Annotated in this window: 12 protein-coding genes; 7 read left to right on the top strand and 5 right to left on the bottom strand. The window is 66.9% G+C overall.

The features are described from left to right. Nucleotide 1: 1 nt before the first annotated feature. Nucleotides 2-1000, bottom strand: a complete 999-nt coding sequence (locus tag H0E82_RS06945; RefSeq protein WP_180544713.1) for a glycosyltransferase family 2 protein — start codon at nucleotides 998-1000, stop codon at nucleotides 2-4. Continuing rightward, entirely contained in the window at nucleotides 997-1758 is a 762-nt protein-coding gene (mtgA, locus tag H0E82_RS06940) for a monofunctional biosynthetic peptidoglycan transglycosylase (RefSeq protein ID WP_180544712.1), read from the bottom strand. The genes H0E82_RS06945 and mtgA overlap by 4 nt, the downstream gene beginning before the upstream one ends. 57 nt (nucleotides 1759-1815) lie before the next feature. Here mtgA and hslO point away from each other — a divergent pair, with 57 nt between their 5' ends. The 3 genes from hslO (at nucleotide 1816) to H0E82_RS06925 (ending at nucleotide 7110) form a co-directional block, all read left to right on the top strand. Then, nucleotides 1816-2721, top strand: coding sequence for an Hsp33 family molecular chaperone HslO (gene hslO, locus H0E82_RS06935; protein WP_180544711.1), 906 nt, complete (start codon nucleotides 1816-1818; stop codon nucleotides 2719-2721). A gap of 107 nt (nucleotides 2722-2828) precedes the next feature. Beyond that, nucleotides 2829-3683, top strand: a complete 855-nt coding sequence (locus H0E82_RS06930; protein ID WP_180544710.1) for an XOO1806 family protein — start codon at nucleotides 2829-2831, stop codon at nucleotides 3681-3683. A 469-nt stretch (nucleotides 3684-4152) separates the two neighbouring features. After that, complete coding sequence (locus tag H0E82_RS06925; protein ID WP_180544709.1) at nucleotides 4153-7110, top strand: TonB-dependent receptor plug domain-containing protein; 2958 nt, start codon at nucleotides 4153-4155, stop codon at nucleotides 7108-7110. Between the two features lie 442 nt (nucleotides 7111-7552). Here H0E82_RS06925 and H0E82_RS06920 read toward each other — a convergent pair whose 3' ends face one another. Further along, complete coding sequence (locus H0E82_RS06920; RefSeq protein WP_180544708.1) at nucleotides 7553-9361, bottom strand: phosphoenolpyruvate carboxykinase (GTP); 1809 nt, start codon at nucleotides 9359-9361, stop codon at nucleotides 7553-7555. Between the two features lie 537 nt (nucleotides 9362-9898). Continuing rightward, on the bottom strand, nucleotides 9899-10516 hold the full coding sequence (locus H0E82_RS06915) for a TetR/AcrR family transcriptional regulator (protein ID WP_180544707.1): 618 nt from the start codon (nucleotides 10514-10516) through the stop codon (nucleotides 9899-9901). Nucleotides 10517-10697: 181 nt separating this feature from the next. Between H0E82_RS06915 and H0E82_RS06910 the strand changes: the two genes are divergently transcribed. The 3 genes from H0E82_RS06910 (at nucleotide 10698) to H0E82_RS06900 (ending at nucleotide 14144) form a co-directional block, all read left to right on the top strand. Further along, entirely contained in the window at nucleotides 10698-13175 is a 2478-nt protein-coding gene (locus H0E82_RS06910; protein WP_180544706.1) for an acyl-CoA dehydrogenase, read from the top strand. A 91-nt stretch (nucleotides 13176-13266) separates the two neighbouring features. Then, a complete protein-coding gene (locus H0E82_RS06905) occupies nucleotides 13267-13746 on the top strand; it encodes a hotdog fold domain-containing protein (RefSeq protein WP_180544705.1) in 480 nt (159 codons plus the stop codon). Beyond that, complete coding sequence (locus H0E82_RS06900; protein WP_180544704.1) at nucleotides 13743-14144, top strand: hypothetical protein; 402 nt, start codon at nucleotides 13743-13745, stop codon at nucleotides 14142-14144. Before H0E82_RS06905 ends, H0E82_RS06900 begins: the two co-directional genes overlap by 4 nt. Before the next feature lie 20 nt (nucleotides 14145-14164). Here the strand turns inward: H0E82_RS06900 and H0E82_RS06895 are convergent, their stop codons facing one another. Next, nucleotides 14165-15514 carry an NTP/NDP exchange transporter gene (locus H0E82_RS06895; protein WP_180544811.1) on the bottom strand — a complete coding sequence of 450 codons (1350 nt, stop codon included), beginning with the start codon at nucleotides 15512-15514 and terminating at the stop codon, nucleotides 14165-14167. 133 nt (nucleotides 15515-15647) lie between these two features. Here H0E82_RS06895 and H0E82_RS06890 point away from each other — a divergent pair, with 133 nt between their 5' ends. Next, the gene (locus tag H0E82_RS06890) at nucleotides 15648-17255 is read left to right on the top strand and encodes a GMC family oxidoreductase (protein ID WP_180544810.1); all 1608 of its coding nucleotides are present in this window, start codon (nucleotides 15648-15650) and stop codon (nucleotides 17253-17255) included. Nucleotides 17256-17270: the final 15 nt, after the last annotated feature.

The following is a 17270-nucleotide window of genomic DNA, read 5'->3' as shown; positions in this document are numbered from 1 at the left end:
CTCAGCCCTGCGCGGCCGTCACCACGCGTTCCTGGTGCAGTCCCTCCGGGCCCGGATGCCGCGACGAGCGCCAGTCGCGCACCAGATACAGCGGACGGCGCTTGGACTCTTCGTACAGGCGCCCGAGGTACTCGCCGATCACGCCGAGCGCCACCAGCTGCACGCTGCCGAGGAACAGGATGACGGCCATCATCGTCGGCCAGCCCGCCACGGCGTCGCCGTAGAGCATCGCCTTGCCGACCACCCACAGCGCGAACACGAATGCGGCGCAGGCCGTGGCGAGCCCGACGTACGTCGCCAGGCGCAGCGGCGCGGTGGAGAAACTCGTCACCCCGTCGATGGCGAAGTTCCACAACCGCCAGAAGCCGAACTTGCTGCGCCCGGCGATGCGCGCATGGCGCTCGTAGGGGATCGCGATCCGGTTGAACCCGATCCAGCCGAAGAGTCCCTTCATGAACCGGTGGCGTTCGCGTATCTGGCGCAAGGCGTCCAGTGCGCGCGGCGACAACAACCTGTAGTCGCCCGTATCGGCCGGCACAGGCGTCTTGGCCAGACGCTGGATCACACGGTAGAACGCGTGTGCCGTGGCCTTCTTGGCCCAGCTCTCGCCCGCGCGGCTGACCCGGGTGCCGTGCACGTCGTCGTAGCCCTCGCGCCAGCGCGCGACGAACTGTGGGATCAACTCGGGCGGGTCCTGGCCGTCGGCATCGAGGATCATCGCCGCGCCGTCGGTCACCTGGTCGAGGCCGGCGGTCAGCGCGACTTCCTTGCCGAAGTTCCGCGACAGGCGCAGCAGGGACACCCGCGCATCGGCCGCTGCGATGACTTCCATCGCCTCCCACGTGCCATCGCCGCTGCCGTCGTCCACATACAGCACGCCCGCATCGATGCCGTCCGCGTCCAGGCCATCCAGCACCGCCGCCAGCCGCGGCTGCAACCGCGGCAACGCGCGCGCTTCGTCGAACGCCGCGATCACGATCGTCAGGCGCGGCCGCGTCACCGCAGCGACTCCAGATAGGCATCCCCGCCGATCTGACGGGCGTTGCGCTGGATCCATTGCGCGCGGCGCTGCACGTAGGGGCCGGGACGCGCTGCGTTGTAACGGCGCGGGCTCGGCAGTACCGCCGCCAGGCGCGCGCTTTCCGCAGCCGTGAGCGCGTCCGCATCCTTGCCGAAATACCGGCGGGCGGCGGCCTGGGCGCCGTAGACCCCATCGCCGAATTCCGCCACGTTGACGTAGACCTCGAGAATCCGCGTTTTCGGCCACAACCATTCGATCAGCAGCGTGTACCAGGCTTCCATCCCCTTGCGGAGCCAGCTGCGGCCGCCCCACAGGAAGAGGTTCTTGGCGGTCTGCTGACTGATCGTGCTCGCGCCGCGGGTCGCGCCACCGCGTGCGTTGTGGGCGCGCGCCTGCTCGATCGCATCGAGGTCGAATCCCCGGTGCCGCGCGAAGTTCTGGTCCTCGGCCGCGATCACCGAGACGGCGAGCGCCGGCGCGATGCGATCCAGATCCCGCCACTGGTAATACACGGTGAAATCGTCCTCGCCCGCCATCCGGGCCTCGATCTGACGGATCGCCATGAACATCGAGAACGGCGGATCGATCACCCTCAACGCCAGAACCTGCAGCACCGAGCCGGCCACGAGCACGACCGGCAGCCACATCAGGCGACGCAGCCAGCGCCCCCGCCGACGCCCGTGCGGCGCTTGTGCACGCGCGCCGGCGCCCCCATCGTCATCGTCTCGCTGCGTCATGGCGGCCACTCTATCGGGCGGCCCCGGTGACGCCAATCATTTCCAGAGCCTGACGCCATGACCCAAGCCGCCGCGCCGGACACCGACCGCCTGTCCCGCTTCCTTCTGTCGCATGCCGGCGTACGCGGTGTCCGCGTGCATCTCACCGACGCATGGCGCGACGTCCGAGCGCACAGCATGTATCCGGCGCCGATCGAGGAACTCCTCGGCGAGGCGTGCGCGGCGGCGGCGCTGTTCACCGGCCACGCCAAGGTGGACGGGCGCCTGTCGGTGCAACTGCGCGCCAGCGGTGCCCTGCGCACGCTGTTCGCGGAGTGCACCGCTGCGGGCACGATCCGCGGCATCGCGCGCTTCGACCCGGCGGCCGTCGCGACCATGTCGCGCGACCTGCGCGACCTCGGCGAGGACGCGGTCCTCGCGATTACCGTCGAAAACCCCGCCCAGGGACGTGACCCGATGCGCTACCAGGGCCTCGTGAGCCTGGACTCGGATGCGCTCTCCGGCGCGTTCGAAGACTACTTCCGGCAATCCGAGCAGCTTCCGACGCGCGTCCTGCTCGCGGTGGACGGTGACCGGGCCGCCGGTCTGATGATCCAGCGCCTGCCCGGCGATGAAGGCGACGCCGACGGCTGGAACCGGGTCAGCACCCTGTTTGACACCCTCTCCACCTCCGAACTGCTTGCATGGCCCGTCGAAACGCTGCTGCGGCGTCTGTTTTCCGAAGATGCCCCGCAGCTGCTCGGGGAGAGGCCGTTGTCGTTCGGGTGCTCCTGCTCGAGGGAGCGCGTCGAAGCGATGCTGGTCTCGTTGGGGCCCGAGGAGGCCCGGGCGTCGATCGTCGACGGAGAGGTCGGTGTGACATGCGAATTCTGTGGCCGTGGCTACACTTTCAGCCCCGACGAGGTCGAAACCGCCTTGCGCGCGGCGGCGGACGCGGTGGAGCCCCCTCGACGTATGCAATGACCTTGCAAGACGACACGTTTGCAGGATTGTTAAATAAATATAAATATCCTAGAGTCGTGCCTTCGAGACTGGGGAACTTCCCGGTCCAGGATCCGGTCCCATCGGCCATGCATCGCTTCGTGTCCCGCCTGCTTCTCGCCTCGTCGCTCGCGCTCGCCGTGGTGGCGGGCGCGCATGCGCAGGACAAGCGGAGCCAGACGGTACTGCCGGTGCTGGATTCGTCGGGCAAAGTCGAAGCGTTCCTGGTTCTGGAGCCGGCCGCGGCGACGCCTGCGAGCGGGCGCTGGCGCTTCGGTGAAACCCAGTTCGATGCCGCGTTCGGCCTCGAGGCCGGGCGTTCGCTCGCGTTGCTCTGCAGCCCTGGCAGCAGTTTCAACGGCGCGGTGGCCAGCCTCGCCCGCAATTGCCAGCTCGCGTCGCTCGGCGGCGCGTCCCCCGTGCCGGGCCGTCGGGCCGGCGCGTCCGCCGCCTTCACCCGACCGGGCGGCACTGCGGGTCTTTCGCTCGGCGGAGGCCGCGACACGGTGCCCGCACTCGTGACACCGGCCCGTGTCGTGTCCGGCGGCACGGTCGATGTTCGCGACCTCACCGTCTTCGCGCAGAAGAACATCGGTGACGATGCCTACGTCTCCCTTGCCGGCACGCTGGCCAAGGCGACGCTGATTCCCTCGGCCGCGGCCCCTGCCACATTGAACGACCAGTGGAGCAGCCGCAGCCTTAGCGTCGGCGGCGGCGTCGGCCGCTTCAGCGCCAGCATCGTCGGCCAGGTGGTCGACACCCCCGGCCTGCCCAAATGGGAAGGCCTCGGCCTGGGCGTCAGCTGGCGCACCCCCTGGAGCGGCCAGCTCACAGTGGGCGCCGACAACGTGGTCACCCGGGGCCGCAATCCGTTTTCGAAGATGGCCGAGGCCACCGAGGACGAGGGTGCCGTGCCGTATATCCGGTACCAGCAGGACCTCTGAGGTCCAACCGCGCTTCGCCGGTTTGGGCTGAAGCAGCATTCCGCCCGACGTCGCTCGCGTGCGCCGCCGTTGCGCATACTCTCGAGCGTGCTGGGGCGCGGCTGGTTCTCGACGCGATGTACTGAAGACGGCTGCCGCTCGTACGGCGGCATAGATGCTGCCGTTGCTTTGTCCGAATACGGGTCCGATACACACCTCGCAGACGCTGCTCTGCGCAACTCGTGAACCTGACACAAGCTGCGTAGCAGCCCTCTTTCGTCAAAAACCATCTGAGTCTCGCGCCCCGCCGAGACTGCGAAGTGACGCTGCAGCGCACAACTCACAAAAAACATCTTTTTTGTTAACGCCACTTTAATTTCTTTCTTTCCCGGACTAGTATCGGGACAGCTTGCTGGATCTGGCGTCTCGCTTGACGGCACTCGCAGGCAAACATGGGGATATCCCAAGACTTCCTTGGAGAGAGAGAGAAATGACTTTGAAGACCAACAAGCTCCGCGACGCGATCACGTTCGCGCTCGTAGCGGGCGCTACCACACTCGCGGGCACTGGCATTGCCAGCGCGCAGGAAGCCCAGACGCTCGATCGCGTCGAGGTTCTCGGCTCGCGCATCCAGCGCTCCGAAGCCGAGGCCGCCCTGCCGGTCCTCTCGATCACCCGCCAGGAACTCGAAGCAACCGGTCTGACCCAGGTTGCTGACGTGCTGCGTGAGATCAGCGCGAACGGCCCGTCGTTGAGCCTCAACACCAACAACGGCAACACCAGCGGCAACTCGAGCGTCAATCTGCGCAACTGCGCATCGAACCGCACCCTGGTTCTCGTCAACGGCCGCCGCTGGGTGAGCGACAATGGACTGAGCGGCTCGGTCGACCTGAATTCCATCCCGTTCGCCGCGGTCGAGCGCGTCGAGGTCCTGAAGGACGGCGCTTCGGCGCTCTACGGCTCCGACGCCATCTGCGGCGTTGTCAACATCCAGACCCGCCGCGACTTCGACGGCGCGCAGTTCAACGCCAACTACGGCCAGTATTCGCAGGGCGACGGCGCGCGCGAGTCGTACGATCTGACCCTCGGGGGATCCAGCGAGCGTTTCTCCGGCCTGCTGAGCTTGTCCTATAACAAGCAGGACGCGATCTCCGCTGGCGACCGCGAAATCTCCGCCGTGCCGCTGTTCGGTTTTCCGGCCACCGTATCCTCGCCCGGTCGTGCAAGCCCCACTGGCCCGTATGGCAATTTCACCGTTTCCGGTCGAAACATCATTCTCGATCCTTCGCGTCCGGGTTGCGTGCCGGGACAGGTCTGTACTGCGGCGACGCAAAGCGATTTCCGCAACTACAACTTCCTCACCGATGGCTACAACTTCGCGCCGGACAACTATCTGGTGCAGCCGCAGAAGACCTATGCGGTTTTCGGCCAAGCGAGCTACCAGCTTCATGACGCGGTCCGCTTCAGCACCGACGTCTTCTACACCAACCGGACCGGCGAGGCGCAGCTGGCAGCCCAACCGCTCTCACCGCTGACGATCTCGGCGTCCAGCATCTATAACCCGTTCGGCACGAACATTACCGGCGGTTCCTTCCGGCCGACGAACTTCCCGCGTGTGTTCGGCCAGGAACAGGACACGTGGCGCTTCAGCGCCGCACTCGACGGCTTCTTTGACGTGGGCGACCGGTACTTCAACTGGGATATCGGATACTCCTACGCCGAAAACAAGCAGCTGCAGCCGAAGAACGGTTTCTACTTCTCGACGCGCGTGAATCAGGCCACCGGCCCGTCGTTCATCGACAGCACGGGCGTGGCACGTTGCGGCACGCCGACCGCGATCATCGCCGGCTGCGTGCCGATGAACGTGATGGGCGGCCCCGCCGGATTCACCCAGGAGATGTACGACTGGATTGCGGTCAACCCCAAGAACGTGCAGAAGTCGACGCTGGAGTCGATGACCGCCAATCTGAGCGGTGAAGTGTTCCAGTTGCCCGCAGGCATGCTGGCCTTCGCATTCGGCCTTGAACACCGCAAGGAATTCGGTTCGAGCGAGCCTGATCCGCTGACCGCTGCGGGCCTCGTGCTGGGCGACAACCCGTTCCTGCCGACCCGTGGCAGCTACAGCGTGGACGAAGCCTATCTCGAGCTGCAGGTGCCCCTGCTGTCCGAGGTGTTTCTGGCGAAGTCCCTCGAACTGTCGCTGGCCGCGCGTTATTCGGATTATTCGACTTTCGGTGACACCACCAATCCCAAGGTCAGCCTGCGCTGGCAGGTTGTTGACGACCTGATGGTCCGCGGCTCGTGGGGCGAAGGCTTCCGCGCTCCCTCGGTCTCGGAATTGTTCCAGGGTTCCGCAACGGGCCGCCCCGCGTTCCAGGACCCGTGCAGTGACACGGCGGCCAACACGACGTTCCGGAACAGTGCCGCGACGCGTGCGCAATGCCGTGCGATGGGCACACCGGTCGGCTATGTCTCCCAGCTTGGTCAGACGTACGCCACAACCGGCGGTAATCCCGAGCTCCAGCCGGAGACCTCCGTTTCGAAGACGCTGGGCCTGGTCTACTCGCCTGGGTGGCTCACCGGACTCGACACCTACGTCGACTGGTACAACATCACTATCCGCAACCAAATCAGCTCACTTGCAGCTCAGACGATCCTCAATGAGTGCTATCTGCAGCTCAACCAGCAGAGCTGCGCACTGATCACGCGTGACACCGCAGGCGCCGTGAACGGAAATCCGGGCGAAGTCTCGGCAATCCAGGCCCAGAACAACAACTTCATCGGTGGACTCGAAACGGAGGGCTTCGATTTTGGCGCAGCCTATCGCTTTGAAACGGCAGACTTCGGCCAGTTCCAGCTTCGTCTGGACAATACCTACGTCACGTACTACGGCGATGTTGGACAACCGTCGCGCGGTTCGCTCAATGGTGATGGTCGCATCTCGTCCGGCAACACCGTGGGTCAGGTTGCCAGCGGCTCCTCGATCGGTGCTCCGCGTCACCGTCTGCGCTCAAACCTGACCACGACCTGGCAGTATGCGGATTTCAATGCGTCGGTCACGTTGGAGTACCGCAGCCGGGTCCGTGAGAGCTGCACCAACTTCCGCAACACGGCAATTGCTTTGGGCGCGGTGGATCCGCAGTACCTGGATCTGGTCAACCTCTGCTCGGATCCGAACCGCATCGTGGACCAGTATGAGTTCGTTCCGGGTTCGAGCGATGTCATCGGCGTTGCACGCAATACGCCCACGAACTACCTGGGCGGCACCACCTACACGCACGTCCAGGCGGGCTGGAAGACGCCTTGGAACGGCCGGATCACCGCGGGTGTCCGCAATGTGTTCGACAAGGATCCGCCGCTGTCGTCCAACGCGTTCGCGAACACGTTCGACGCGCAGTACCTGATCCCGGGTCGCTTCCTGTACATGAATTACCAGCAGTCGTTCTGAGTCGGTCGCTTCTGACTCGGATAGATGCTGGGTAACACCCGACAACGGCTCCTCACGGAGCCGTTGTTTTTTGTGGCGACAAGCCGGCTCGGATCGAAGGAAATTTGTGTGCGGGGATGGTTGCGTCTTCCAGCACGAAACGCCTGCGCGGCAGTTTCGAAGCACAGGTGGCATTGATCGCTCAGGGTGCAGACCCGCCCGATGCGTGCCGCAGCCGGGGTGCATAGGCCCAGCATCGGGACTCAGATCGAGCGGTTCTGCCCAGGCGCGCGTCTCGTTGGGTCGCAGGCTACGACGCTGGCATGGCATTGCTCCCGCCGTCCTTCGCGAACGGCCGTCTCGAAACAGCCACGCTTGCCGGTAGGCACACCCAGCATGTGCACCCGAAGATGCCGAGGCGCCCGGAGGCCACCTGTCGAGTCGAGAGCCACTGCGCTGACTATCAGCCTGCGTTGTGGTCCGGCGGAAGTTGATTCTTGAGCTGAGGTGGAACGCGGTCGCCGAGCGACGCGAAGAACGATTGGATCGAGTGAACCTCCGCGGCCCAGTCTTCCGAGTCGATTGCGATCAACCGGCGCTCATCCCAAGCGGACATGTCCAGGCCATCCAGGCGCAGCGCACCGTCTGCGGGGAGCAGCCCCATCGGCGACTCGATGGCCTCTGCCGTGCGCTGCACGCGTCCGATGATCCATTCGAGCACGCGCAGGTTTTCGCCAAACCCGGGCCACAGGAAAGCGCCGCGCTCGTCCTTCCGGAACCAGTTCACGTGGAAGATTCCGGGCAGGTGGACGCTGGGACGCTCAAAGGCGAGCCAGTGCGCGAAGAAGTCGCCGAAGTGATAGCCGCAGAACGGCTTCATCGCCATCGGGTCGCGGCGGACGATGCCGACCTGCCCCGTCGCGGCGGCAGTCGTCTCCGATGCCATGGTCGCGCCGACGAAGACACCGTGGGTCCAGTCGCGCGCTTCGAAGACCAGCGGCATCGTTGTGGCCCGGCGTCCGCCGAAGACGATCGCCGAGATCGGCACGCCCTGCGGATCCTCGGCATGCGGCGAGTACGAGGGGCATTGCGCGGCCGACACGGTGAACCGTGCATTCGGATGGGCAGCTGGTCCGTTGGCCGGGTCGAAGGGACGCCCTCGCCAGTCGGTGGCCGGAACACGGTCATCGAGCCCTTCCCACCACGGCTGGCCGTCCTCGGTCAGCGCGACGTTGGTGAAGATCGTATCGCGCTGGATCGTCGCGAGCGCATTGGGGTTGGAGGCGGCCGACGTGCCCGGCGCCACCCCGAAAAATCCCGCTTCCGGATTGATCGCCCACAATCGACCGTCAGGGCCGGGACGCATCCAGCAGATGTCGTCGCCGACCGTCCAGACCTTCCAGCCGGCCTCGCGGTAAGCCTCCGGCGGAATGAGCATGGCCAGGTTGGTCTTGCCGCAAGCGCTGGGAAACGCTGCGGCGATGTAATGGGTTTCACCGGCAGGCGTCTCGATGCCGACGATGAGCATGTGCTCGGCCAGCCATCCTTCCTGACGCGCCTGCCAGGAGGCGATACGAAGTGCATGGCATTTCTTGCCCAGCAGGGCGTTGCCGCCATAACCGGAGCCGTAGGACTTGATCGCCAGCTCTTCAGGGAAATGCATGATGAACCGGCGCGCCGGATCGAGCTCGCCGAGCGAATGCAGGCCGCGCACGAAGACGTCCCCCGGCTCGCCGCGGGCGGCACGTTCCGCGCCCTCGCGTTCGATCCGCGCCCGTGCTTCGGCGCCCATGCGCGTCATCAGGCGCATGTTGATCACCACATACGGCGAATCAGTCACTTCCACGCCGCAGCGCGCCAGCGGCGAGTCGATCGGCCCCATGCAATACGGCACCACATACATCGTGCGACCGCGCATGCAACCGTCGAACAGCGCATCCATCTTGGCGTGAGCGGCGGCAGGCGCCATCCAGTGGTTGTTCGGCCCGGCATCCTCCTGCTCACGCGTACAAACGAACGTGAGATGTTCCACGCGTGCGACGTCGTCGGGATCGGATCGGTGCAGCCAGCACCCGGGATGCGTCTGCGGATTCAGCGGCAGAAGCGTGCCGTCGGCCTGCATGAGTTCGAGGAGATGCCGGTATTCGGTCTCACTGCCATCACACCAGTGGATGCGATCGGGCCGGGTCAGCGCGGCGACCTCGGACACCCAGGATTCGAGTGAGGCGAGCCCCCCGGACTGCGCGATCGATGCGCGTGGCAGTGCGTTCATGGCGATTCCCGAGCGTCATAAAGCCCGAGTCTAATCGTCACACTCGCAACCGGTCGCGCTGCAGCGCGGCAGTTACCGGTGTCATCGCGGGGCGCGCGCGCATGGACGCGCGTCGCGGCAGCAGCGGCGCCGGGACGGCAACGCAGGGCACCGCACCATGTGGGAATCATCACGCCGCGCCGGTCGTCCGCGTGCGGAAGCGATAGCGCCGAAGGCTGTCATCGCATGATTCACGACATCCATGGACGAGCTGCGGTGCCGACAGGACCGACACGGCGAACCGGGCGAATGGCCGCACTCGCATCGCCACGCGTGCGCACCTGCCCGACGCAACATGCATCGACATCGGCATTCCGTGCAGCTGACGTCTTGTCGAACCGGTGAGTTCGCACCCCGAGCGATACGTCGGGCCGGCGGCTCACGATCCATGCCCGTCCCGTCCGGGCGATCCGGCGGAGTCGGCGCGAACGCCTCGACACCGAGATGCGAAAGGGGCCAGCAAGCCGACCCCACGAGACACCTGCCCCCCGCCGCCGCTCAGGCAGGCACGAGGGTCTGCGCCAGGTGCTCGACGTAGGCGTCGAACTCCTCCTGCTGCATGCGCGCCTGATGCAACTGCAGGTTGAGCTGCAGAAAGCCGACATAGGCCGCATAGGTGAGCCGCGCGCGATGCTGTGCGTCCTCGCGCCCGAGACCGGCCTGACGGAAGGATGCAGTGAGGTAGTCAAGCCGTCGTTTGGACACCCGCTCGATCACCGGGTTCACGGTCGCGTGATCCTGCGCCTTGAGCAGCGCGCTGTAGATCACGTGCGACTTGTACTCGCGGGCGACCATATGGAACAGCGCGCGCAGGCGCTCGCGCGGATCCGGCATGGTTTCGAGGGCGCCGAACAGCGCTTCCTGCTCCACGTTCTCCCAGCGTTCCAGTGCGGCCTGCAGCAGCGCGTCGCGCGAAGGAAAATGCCAGTAGAAGCTGCCCTTGGTGACCCCCAGCCGACGCGCGAGTGGTTCGACGGCGACGGCTTGGACACCCGTCTCGGCGATCAGATCGAGCGCCGCCTGCGCCCAGTCGTCGGCGCTGAGCCGGCTGGGACGCTCGGCGGGTACATCGGGCTGCGGCGCCACGGCCGCGAGCTTGGAGGCGGGTCTGCTCATTGTGACAGTCTATCCATACGCCTCGATCCGCAACAGTATCGATACGCCGGGGCTGCGACGATTGACAGCGTCGGAATGCGTCACCATACTCGACCGTACGGTTTGGCCGGGCACTGCCGGCGCCGCGTGGATGTGCCGGAGCCCTGCTCCGTTCCTGTCATGCCGATTTCCGGAGTTGATGATGAGCATCGCGATTCCCTTCCTCGCGTTCCTGTTGGCCGGCGCGTTCGCCGCCTATCACCGTCTCCGCCTCGCGTACTGGGCGGCGATCACCATCACCGTCCTGCTCGCGTGTTGGCTCCTGGGTGCGCACCCCGTGGCGACGCTGGTCGCCGCCTCGGTGGTGGTCCTCATCGCAGCCGTTCTGCTGATCCCGCCGGTGCGCAAGACGCTGATCACCGCGCCGCTGCTCACGTTCTTCCGCAAGGTCCTGCCGCCGCTGTCGCAGACCGAGCGCATCGCGCTGGAAACCGGCTCGGTGGGCTTCGAGGGCGAGCTGTTCACCGGCGACCCCGACTGGCAGAAGCTGCTCGACTACCCCAAGCCGCAGCTCACCGCCGAGGAGCAGGCGTTCCTGGACGGGCCGGTCGAAACCCTGTGCGGCATGATCAACGACTGGGAGATCACCCATGTCCACGCCGATCTGACCCCGGAGATCTGGGACTACATCAAGGTCAACAAGTTCTTCGGCATGATCGTGCCTAAGGCCTACGGTGGCCTCGGCTTCTCGGCGCTGGCGCATCACAAGGTCATCCAGAAGCTCGCATCGGTGTCGAGCGTGGTCAGCTCGACGGTCGGCGTGCCCAATTCGCTCGGCCCGGCCGAACTGCTCAACCATTACGGCACCACCGAGCAGAAGGATTACTACCTGCCGCGGCTGGCCGTCGGCCAGGAGATTCCGTGCTTCGGCCTGACCGGCCCGTTCGCCGGTTCCGATGCGACCTCGATTCCGGACTACGGCATCGTCTGCAAGGGTGAGTGGAACGGCGCGCACGTGCTCGGCGTCCGGCTGACGTTCGACAAGCGCTACATCACGCTGGCCCCGGTGGCCACGCTGATCGGTCTTGCGTTCCGGATGTACGACCCTGACGGATTGATCGGCGATACCCAGGACATCGGGATCACCTTGGCCCTGCTGCCCCGCGAGACGGCGGGCGTCGAGATCGGACGCCGCCACTTCCCGCTCAACTCGACGTTCCAGAACGGTCCCATTCGTGGCAAGGACGTCTTCATCCCGCTCAGCCAGCTGATCGGCGGTGCCGAGATGGCCGGCAAGGGCTGGGCCATGCTCAACGAGTGCCTGGCCGTGGGGCGTTCGATCACCCTGCCCTCCACTGCCTCCGGCGGCGCGAAGGCGGGCGCGGTGGTCACCGGCGCCTACGCGCGCATCCGCAAGCAGTTCGGTCTGTCGGTCGGCCGCTTCGAAGGTGTCGAGGAGGCGCTGGCCCGCATCGGCGGCAAGGCCTATGCGATCAGTGCGCTGTCGCAGGCGACCGCCGCGGCGGTCGACCGTGGCGACGTGCCGTCGGTGCCGTCGGCGATCGCCAAGTACCACTGCACCTCGATGAGCCGCGAAGTGATCAGCGACGTGATGGACGTGATCGGCGGCAAGGGCATCATTCTCGGGCCGAAGAACTTCGCCGGCCGCAGCTGGCAGGCCGCGCCGATCGCGATCACGGTCGAAGGCGCCAACATCATGACCCGCAGCCTTCTGATCTTCGGCCAGGGCGCGATCCTCTGCCATCCGTGGGTCATGAAGGAAATGAAGGCGGCGCAGGATCCGGATACCCGCCGCGGCCTCGAGGACTTCGACCGCAGCCTGTTCGGCCATATCGGCTTCGCGATTTCCAACGCGGTGCGCTCGGTCTGGTTCGGCCTGACCGGCGCGAAGATCGGCGCCGCACCCGGTGACGACTACACCCGGCGCTACTTCCGCAAACTCGACCGCTACTCGGCGAACCTCGCGTTGATGGCCGACGTGTCGATGCTCACGCTCGGCGGCAAGCTCAAGTTCAAGGAGTCCCTGTCGGGCCGCCTCGGCGACGTGCTGAGCCACATCTACATGACCAGCGCGATCCTCAAGCGCTACCACGACGAGGGCGCACCGCAGGCAGATCAGCCGCTGCTGGCCTGGGCGTTCCACGACAGCGTGCACAAGATCGAGACCGCGTTGTCGGATGCGCTGCGCAATTTCCCGATCCGTCCGGTCGGCTGGTTGATGTGGGCGCTGATCTTCCCGTGGGGCCGCCGCGCGGAAGCGCCCGGCGATCGGCTATGCCGGCGCGTCGCCGCCCTGCTGATGGCGCCGAACGAGGCCCGTGCCCGGCTCGCACAGGGTGTGTTCCTGACCCCTTGCGAGAACAACCCGGGCGGGCGCATCGACAGCTATCTGGTCAAGGCGATCGCTGCCGAGCCGGTGGAACGCAAGTTCCTCAAGGCGCTCAAGAGCAAGGGCATCGAGGCGCTGGACTATGCCGCGCAGCTCGACGAGGCGGTGCGCGAGGGCCACATCAGCGCCGAAGAGCGCCGTCAGTTGCAGGAGCTGCGCGAGCTGACCCTCGACACCATCAACGTCGACGATTTCGATACAGCGGAGCTGCGTTCGGCGGGGTATCGCGAGCCCGGTGGCGTGCAGGACGCGTCGCGCGAAGCGGCCTGATCCGCCCGGCAGCAAGGGGTCGGCAACGGCGGGCACGTCCCGCCGTTGTCGTGTGCGACGCAGGACGATCGCCTTTCCCACGGAGCCTTCGATGCCAGTCTCTCTGTTGCACGTGCGTGAGCGTCTGCTGCGGTGGCCGGGCGGCGCCCGGCTCTTCGACCTGCTCGTCGGCCGCAAGGCGCCCTACTTCGCCAGCATCCGTCCCCGTGTGACCGTGCTGCGCAGCGGTCACGGCGAAGCCACCATGCGCCACCGGCGCTCCGTCACCAATCATCTCGGCACGATCCACGCGATCGCGCTGTGCAATCTCGCCGAGCTGATCGCCGGACTCACGACCGAGGTGAGCCTACCCCGCACGATGCGCTGGATTCCGCGCGGAATGACCGTCGACTACCTCAAGAAGGCAACGGGCACCCTGCATGCCACGGCCCTCCCGGCAGGCATGCCGCAGCAGGCGGAGGCCGCGTACAACCTGCCCATCGACGTGGTGATCCGCGACGCGGCCGACGACCCGGTGTTTCGGGCACGGATCGCGATGTGGATCACGCCGCGCGCGACACGGCCGCAATGAGCGCGTCTGCACCAGGCGACGCGACGGACTGGCTTCTCGTCGCGTGCGGCGTGCACAGCCTGGCGTTCGCGGGTTTCCATCTTGGATTCTCGCGTCTGTTCGATTGGCCCCGCTCGCTGCAGTCGACCACCCGGGTCAATCGCGCCGTCCTGCAGATCGCGAATGCCCAGCTCGTCTGGGTGTTCGCCGCCGTCGCACTGGCCTGCCTGCTGATGCCGGGCCCGCTCGCGACCACACCCCTGGGACGCGCCCTGCTCGGGGCGATGGCGGTGTTCTGGTGGCTGCGCCTCGCGCTGCAGTTCGTCTGGCTGCGTCTGCGCCGGTGGCAGGTGCACGTGCTCAGCGCGATCTTCCTGCTCGGCGGCCTGCTGTTCACCGCTGCCGCGCTACGCGGCTGACCGGCTGCGGCGCCTCCCGGTCACGCGCGTTTTGCAAGCCCATCGGTCTCGGGCAGACGACGCTCCGCACGCATCACCCGCCACGCGCCGAGCAGCATGCCCGCCGCGACGCCGATACCGGCGAGAAACACGATCTTGGTGCCGAGCATCGCCAGCGCCTTGTGCACCCAGACGAAGGTGACGTCGCTGCCGCGATAGACCGCCGTGTCGATGACCGCCTTGGCCTTGTAGCGGGATTCCAGGTCGACCCGGGTGTAGAGCGTCTCGCGCGCCGGCTTCGCCAACGAGAACTCGCTGGCACGCGTGAGCACCTGCACCGTGGCCACCAGCAGCGGATACGGCGAAGCCGTCAGCAGCGAGAATCCGATCAGGATCGCGATGGCGGGCAGCAGCAGCAAGGGCCCCACACCGAAACGACGCAACAGCCATCGCGTGAGCAGGAGCTGGACGACGATGGTCAAGGTCGCCACGGCCCAGTCGATCATCGAGTAGTACCGCGTCGCCGCCTCGGCCGTCGGATAGTGCGTCCGCACGATCGCGGCCTGCTCGTTGTAGAGCAGCGTGCCGACGCCGACGCCGAAGAACATCAGCAGGGCCAGCCCGCGCAGCAGCGGGTCGGCGGCGACCAGCTTGAGTCCGGCCCAGATCGACCCGCCGATCGCGGCATCGTCCCGTGCGTCACGACGCCCCTCGTTGCGACGGGCCCACACGCGCAGCCGCAGGATGCACACCAGACACACCACCAGAAAGCCGGCCGACACCAGCGGCAGGTTGGCAACGCCGATACGGCCCACCAGCGTCGTCGTGAGGAACGGGCCGAGGAAGGCACCGATCGTGCCGCCCGCACCGATGTAGCCGTAGTAGCGCTTGGCGTGGGCGTTGTCGAACACGTCCGCCATGAAGCTCCAGAACACCGTCACCGCGAACAGGTTGAACACCGCGATCCAGATGAAGAACAGGGCGCCCCGCCCGGGCAGATCGGTCTCGAACGCCCAGCGGAACGCGACCAGGCAGCCGATGAAGATCAGATACACCGTCGGCAGGAACACCCGGCGTGGAAAACGCGACACCAGCGCGCCGTACAAGGGCTGCAACAGCAGCATCACGAAGAACGTGCCCGTGAACAGCACCTGCAGCGTGAAATCCCCGAGCGCGATGCCGCGCCGGGCAGCCCAGTCCAGCAGGACCGGCGGAAACACGGCGGCGATGTCGGCCGATGCGCCCATCGCGTCACGCACCGGACGCAGGACGTAGTACCCGCACAACAGGCAGAAGAAATACAGCAGCGCCCACCACAGCGGAGGCGATTCGGCCAACGCGGCGCGGAAGGCACTGCGCCCACGCAGCGGAGGGCCGGCCGGCTCGATCATCGTGTCCACGCGGCGTGAGACGGAAAGACGACGCGCACGTTAGCCCAGCCACGTGACGACCGCCAGCGGCGACGGCGACGGCGACGGCGACGGCGTCCTATGCTGCGACATCGCCGACCACCCCCGCCTGCACATGCCCCGTCCATCCGAGCCCGAATACGACTACGTGATCGTCGGCGCCGGCTCCGCAGGCTGCGTGCTGGCGCACCGGCTGAGCACCGATCCCGATGTGCGGGTGCTGCTGCTGGAAGCCGGGCCGCGCGATTGGCATCCCTTCATCCGCATGCCGGCCGGACTGGCCAAACTGGTCGGCAACACCCGCATCAACTGGAACTACACCACCACGCCGCAGGCAGGACTGGACGGGCGGCGTCTGTGGTGGCCGCGCGGTCGCGTGCTCGGCGGATCCAGCTCGATCAATGCGATGTGCTACATCCGCGGCGTGCCGGCGGATTACGACGAGTGGGCCGCGCTCGGCGCCGACGGCTGGGACTGGGCCTCCGTGCTGCCCGCTTTCATCCGGTGCGAAGGCAACGTTCGCGGGGCGGACGCCCTGCATGGCGGGGCGGGTCCACTGGGCGTCGACGATCTTCGCCACGTCAATCCGCTCTCGCATATGTTCGTCGAAGCGGGCGCGCAGGCGGGGCTTGCACGCAATCCGGACTTCAACGGCGAGCGTCAGCTCGGGGTGGGCCTGTACCAGGTGACGCAGCGGGCGGGCGCCCGGTGCTCCGCCGCGGCGGCTTACCTCGATGCCGCAACGCGTGCACGGCCCAACCTCGTCATCCAGACCGGCGTGCTCGCTGCACGGGTCCTGCTCGAGCACGGCCGCGCGGTCGGCGTCGCCTGCGCGACCAGGCGTGGTCCGGTCCACCGGCGCGCGCGCCGCGAGGTGCTGCTCTGCGGTGGCGCGATCAACTCGCCGCAGTTGCTGATGCTGTCGGGCATCGGACCCGCCGACGCCCTGCGCGCGCTCGGCATCCACGTGGTCCACGATGCGCCCGGGGTGGGTGCCGATCTGCAGGACCATCTCGACATCTGCACGCTCGAACGGTCCACGCAACGCATCAGCTACGACCGCCTGAGCGATGCCGGCATCGCGTTCGATTACTACCTCCGCGGCCGTCGCGGCCCCGGCACCAGCAACATCGCCGAAGCCGGCGGTTTCGTTCGCTCGCACCTGGCACCGGATGCACGGGCGGACATCCAGCTGCACTTCGTTCCCGCCCTGCTGGACGATCACGGGCGCACGCGACTGCCCGGCGACGGCTATACCCTGCATGCCTGCATGTTGCGTCCACACAGCCGTGGACGGATCCGGCTGGCCAGCGACCGGCCGGAGGATCCTCCTCTGATCGATGCCGGCTATCTCCGCGACGCGGCCGGCTTCGATCTCCGGACGATGGTGGAGTGCGCACGCATCTCGCGCGACATCCTGGCGCAACCGGCGTTCGACAGCGTGCGCGGCGCGCCGGTGTTTCCCGCGAGACGGGACCTGACCGACGCTGCCCTCGCCGCGTTCATCCGCGCCAGGGCGGAATCGGTGTACCACCCGGTGGGCAGCTGCCGCATGGGCCGCGACGATGCCGCGGTCGTCGACCCGAAGCTGCGGGTGCGCGGCGTGCACGGCCTGCGGGTGATCGACGCATCGGTGATGCCGACCCTGCCGGGCGGCAATACGAACGCACCGGTGATGATGATCGCCGAGCACGCCGCGCAGATGATCCGCGCAGAGACATGAGGCCGCGGGCCCGGA

Source organism: Luteimonas deserti, from assembly GCF_013425765.1.
Lineage (GTDB): Bacteria > Pseudomonadota > Gammaproteobacteria > Xanthomonadales > Xanthomonadaceae > Luteimonas > Luteimonas deserti.
The sequence above is the reverse complement of the archived record's forward strand: the minus strand, read 5'-3'. Positions and strand labels throughout refer to the sequence as shown.

Coding starts and splice junctions, on each gene's coding strand:
- H0E82_RS06915 (WP_180544707.1), bottom strand. CDS start 10,516: ATGAGCAGACCCGCCTCCAAGCTCGCGGCCGTGGCGCCGCAGCCCGAT.
- H0E82_RS06920 (WP_180544708.1), bottom strand. CDS start 9,361: ATGAACGCACTGCCACGCGCATCGATCGCGCAGTCCGGGGGGCTCGCC.
- H0E82_RS06900 (WP_180544704.1), top strand. CDS start 13,743: ATGAGCGCGTCTGCACCAGGCGACGCGACGGACTGGCTTCTCGTCGCG.
- H0E82_RS06905 (WP_180544705.1), top strand. CDS start 13,267: ATGCCAGTCTCTCTGTTGCACGTGCGTGAGCGTCTGCTGCGGTGGCCG.
- H0E82_RS06910 (WP_180544706.1), top strand. CDS start 10,698: ATGAGCATCGCGATTCCCTTCCTCGCGTTCCTGTTGGCCGGCGCGTTC.
- H0E82_RS06890 (WP_180544810.1), top strand. CDS start 15,648: ATGCCCCGTCCATCCGAGCCCGAATACGACTACGTGATCGTCGGCGCC.
- H0E82_RS06895 (WP_180544811.1), bottom strand. CDS start 15,514: ATGATCGAGCCGGCCGGCCCTCCGCTGCGTGGGCGCAGTGCCTTCCGC.
- hslO (WP_180544711.1), top strand. CDS start 1,816: ATGACCCAAGCCGCCGCGCCGGACACCGACCGCCTGTCCCGCTTCCTT.
- mtgA (WP_180544712.1), bottom strand. CDS start 1,758: ATGACGCAGCGAGACGATGACGATGGGGGCGCCGGCGCGCGTGCACAA.
- H0E82_RS06930 (WP_180544710.1), top strand. CDS start 2,829: ATGCATCGCTTCGTGTCCCGCCTGCTTCTCGCCTCGTCGCTCGCGCTC.
- H0E82_RS06925 (WP_180544709.1), top strand. CDS start 4,153: ATGACTTTGAAGACCAACAAGCTCCGCGACGCGATCACGTTCGCGCTC.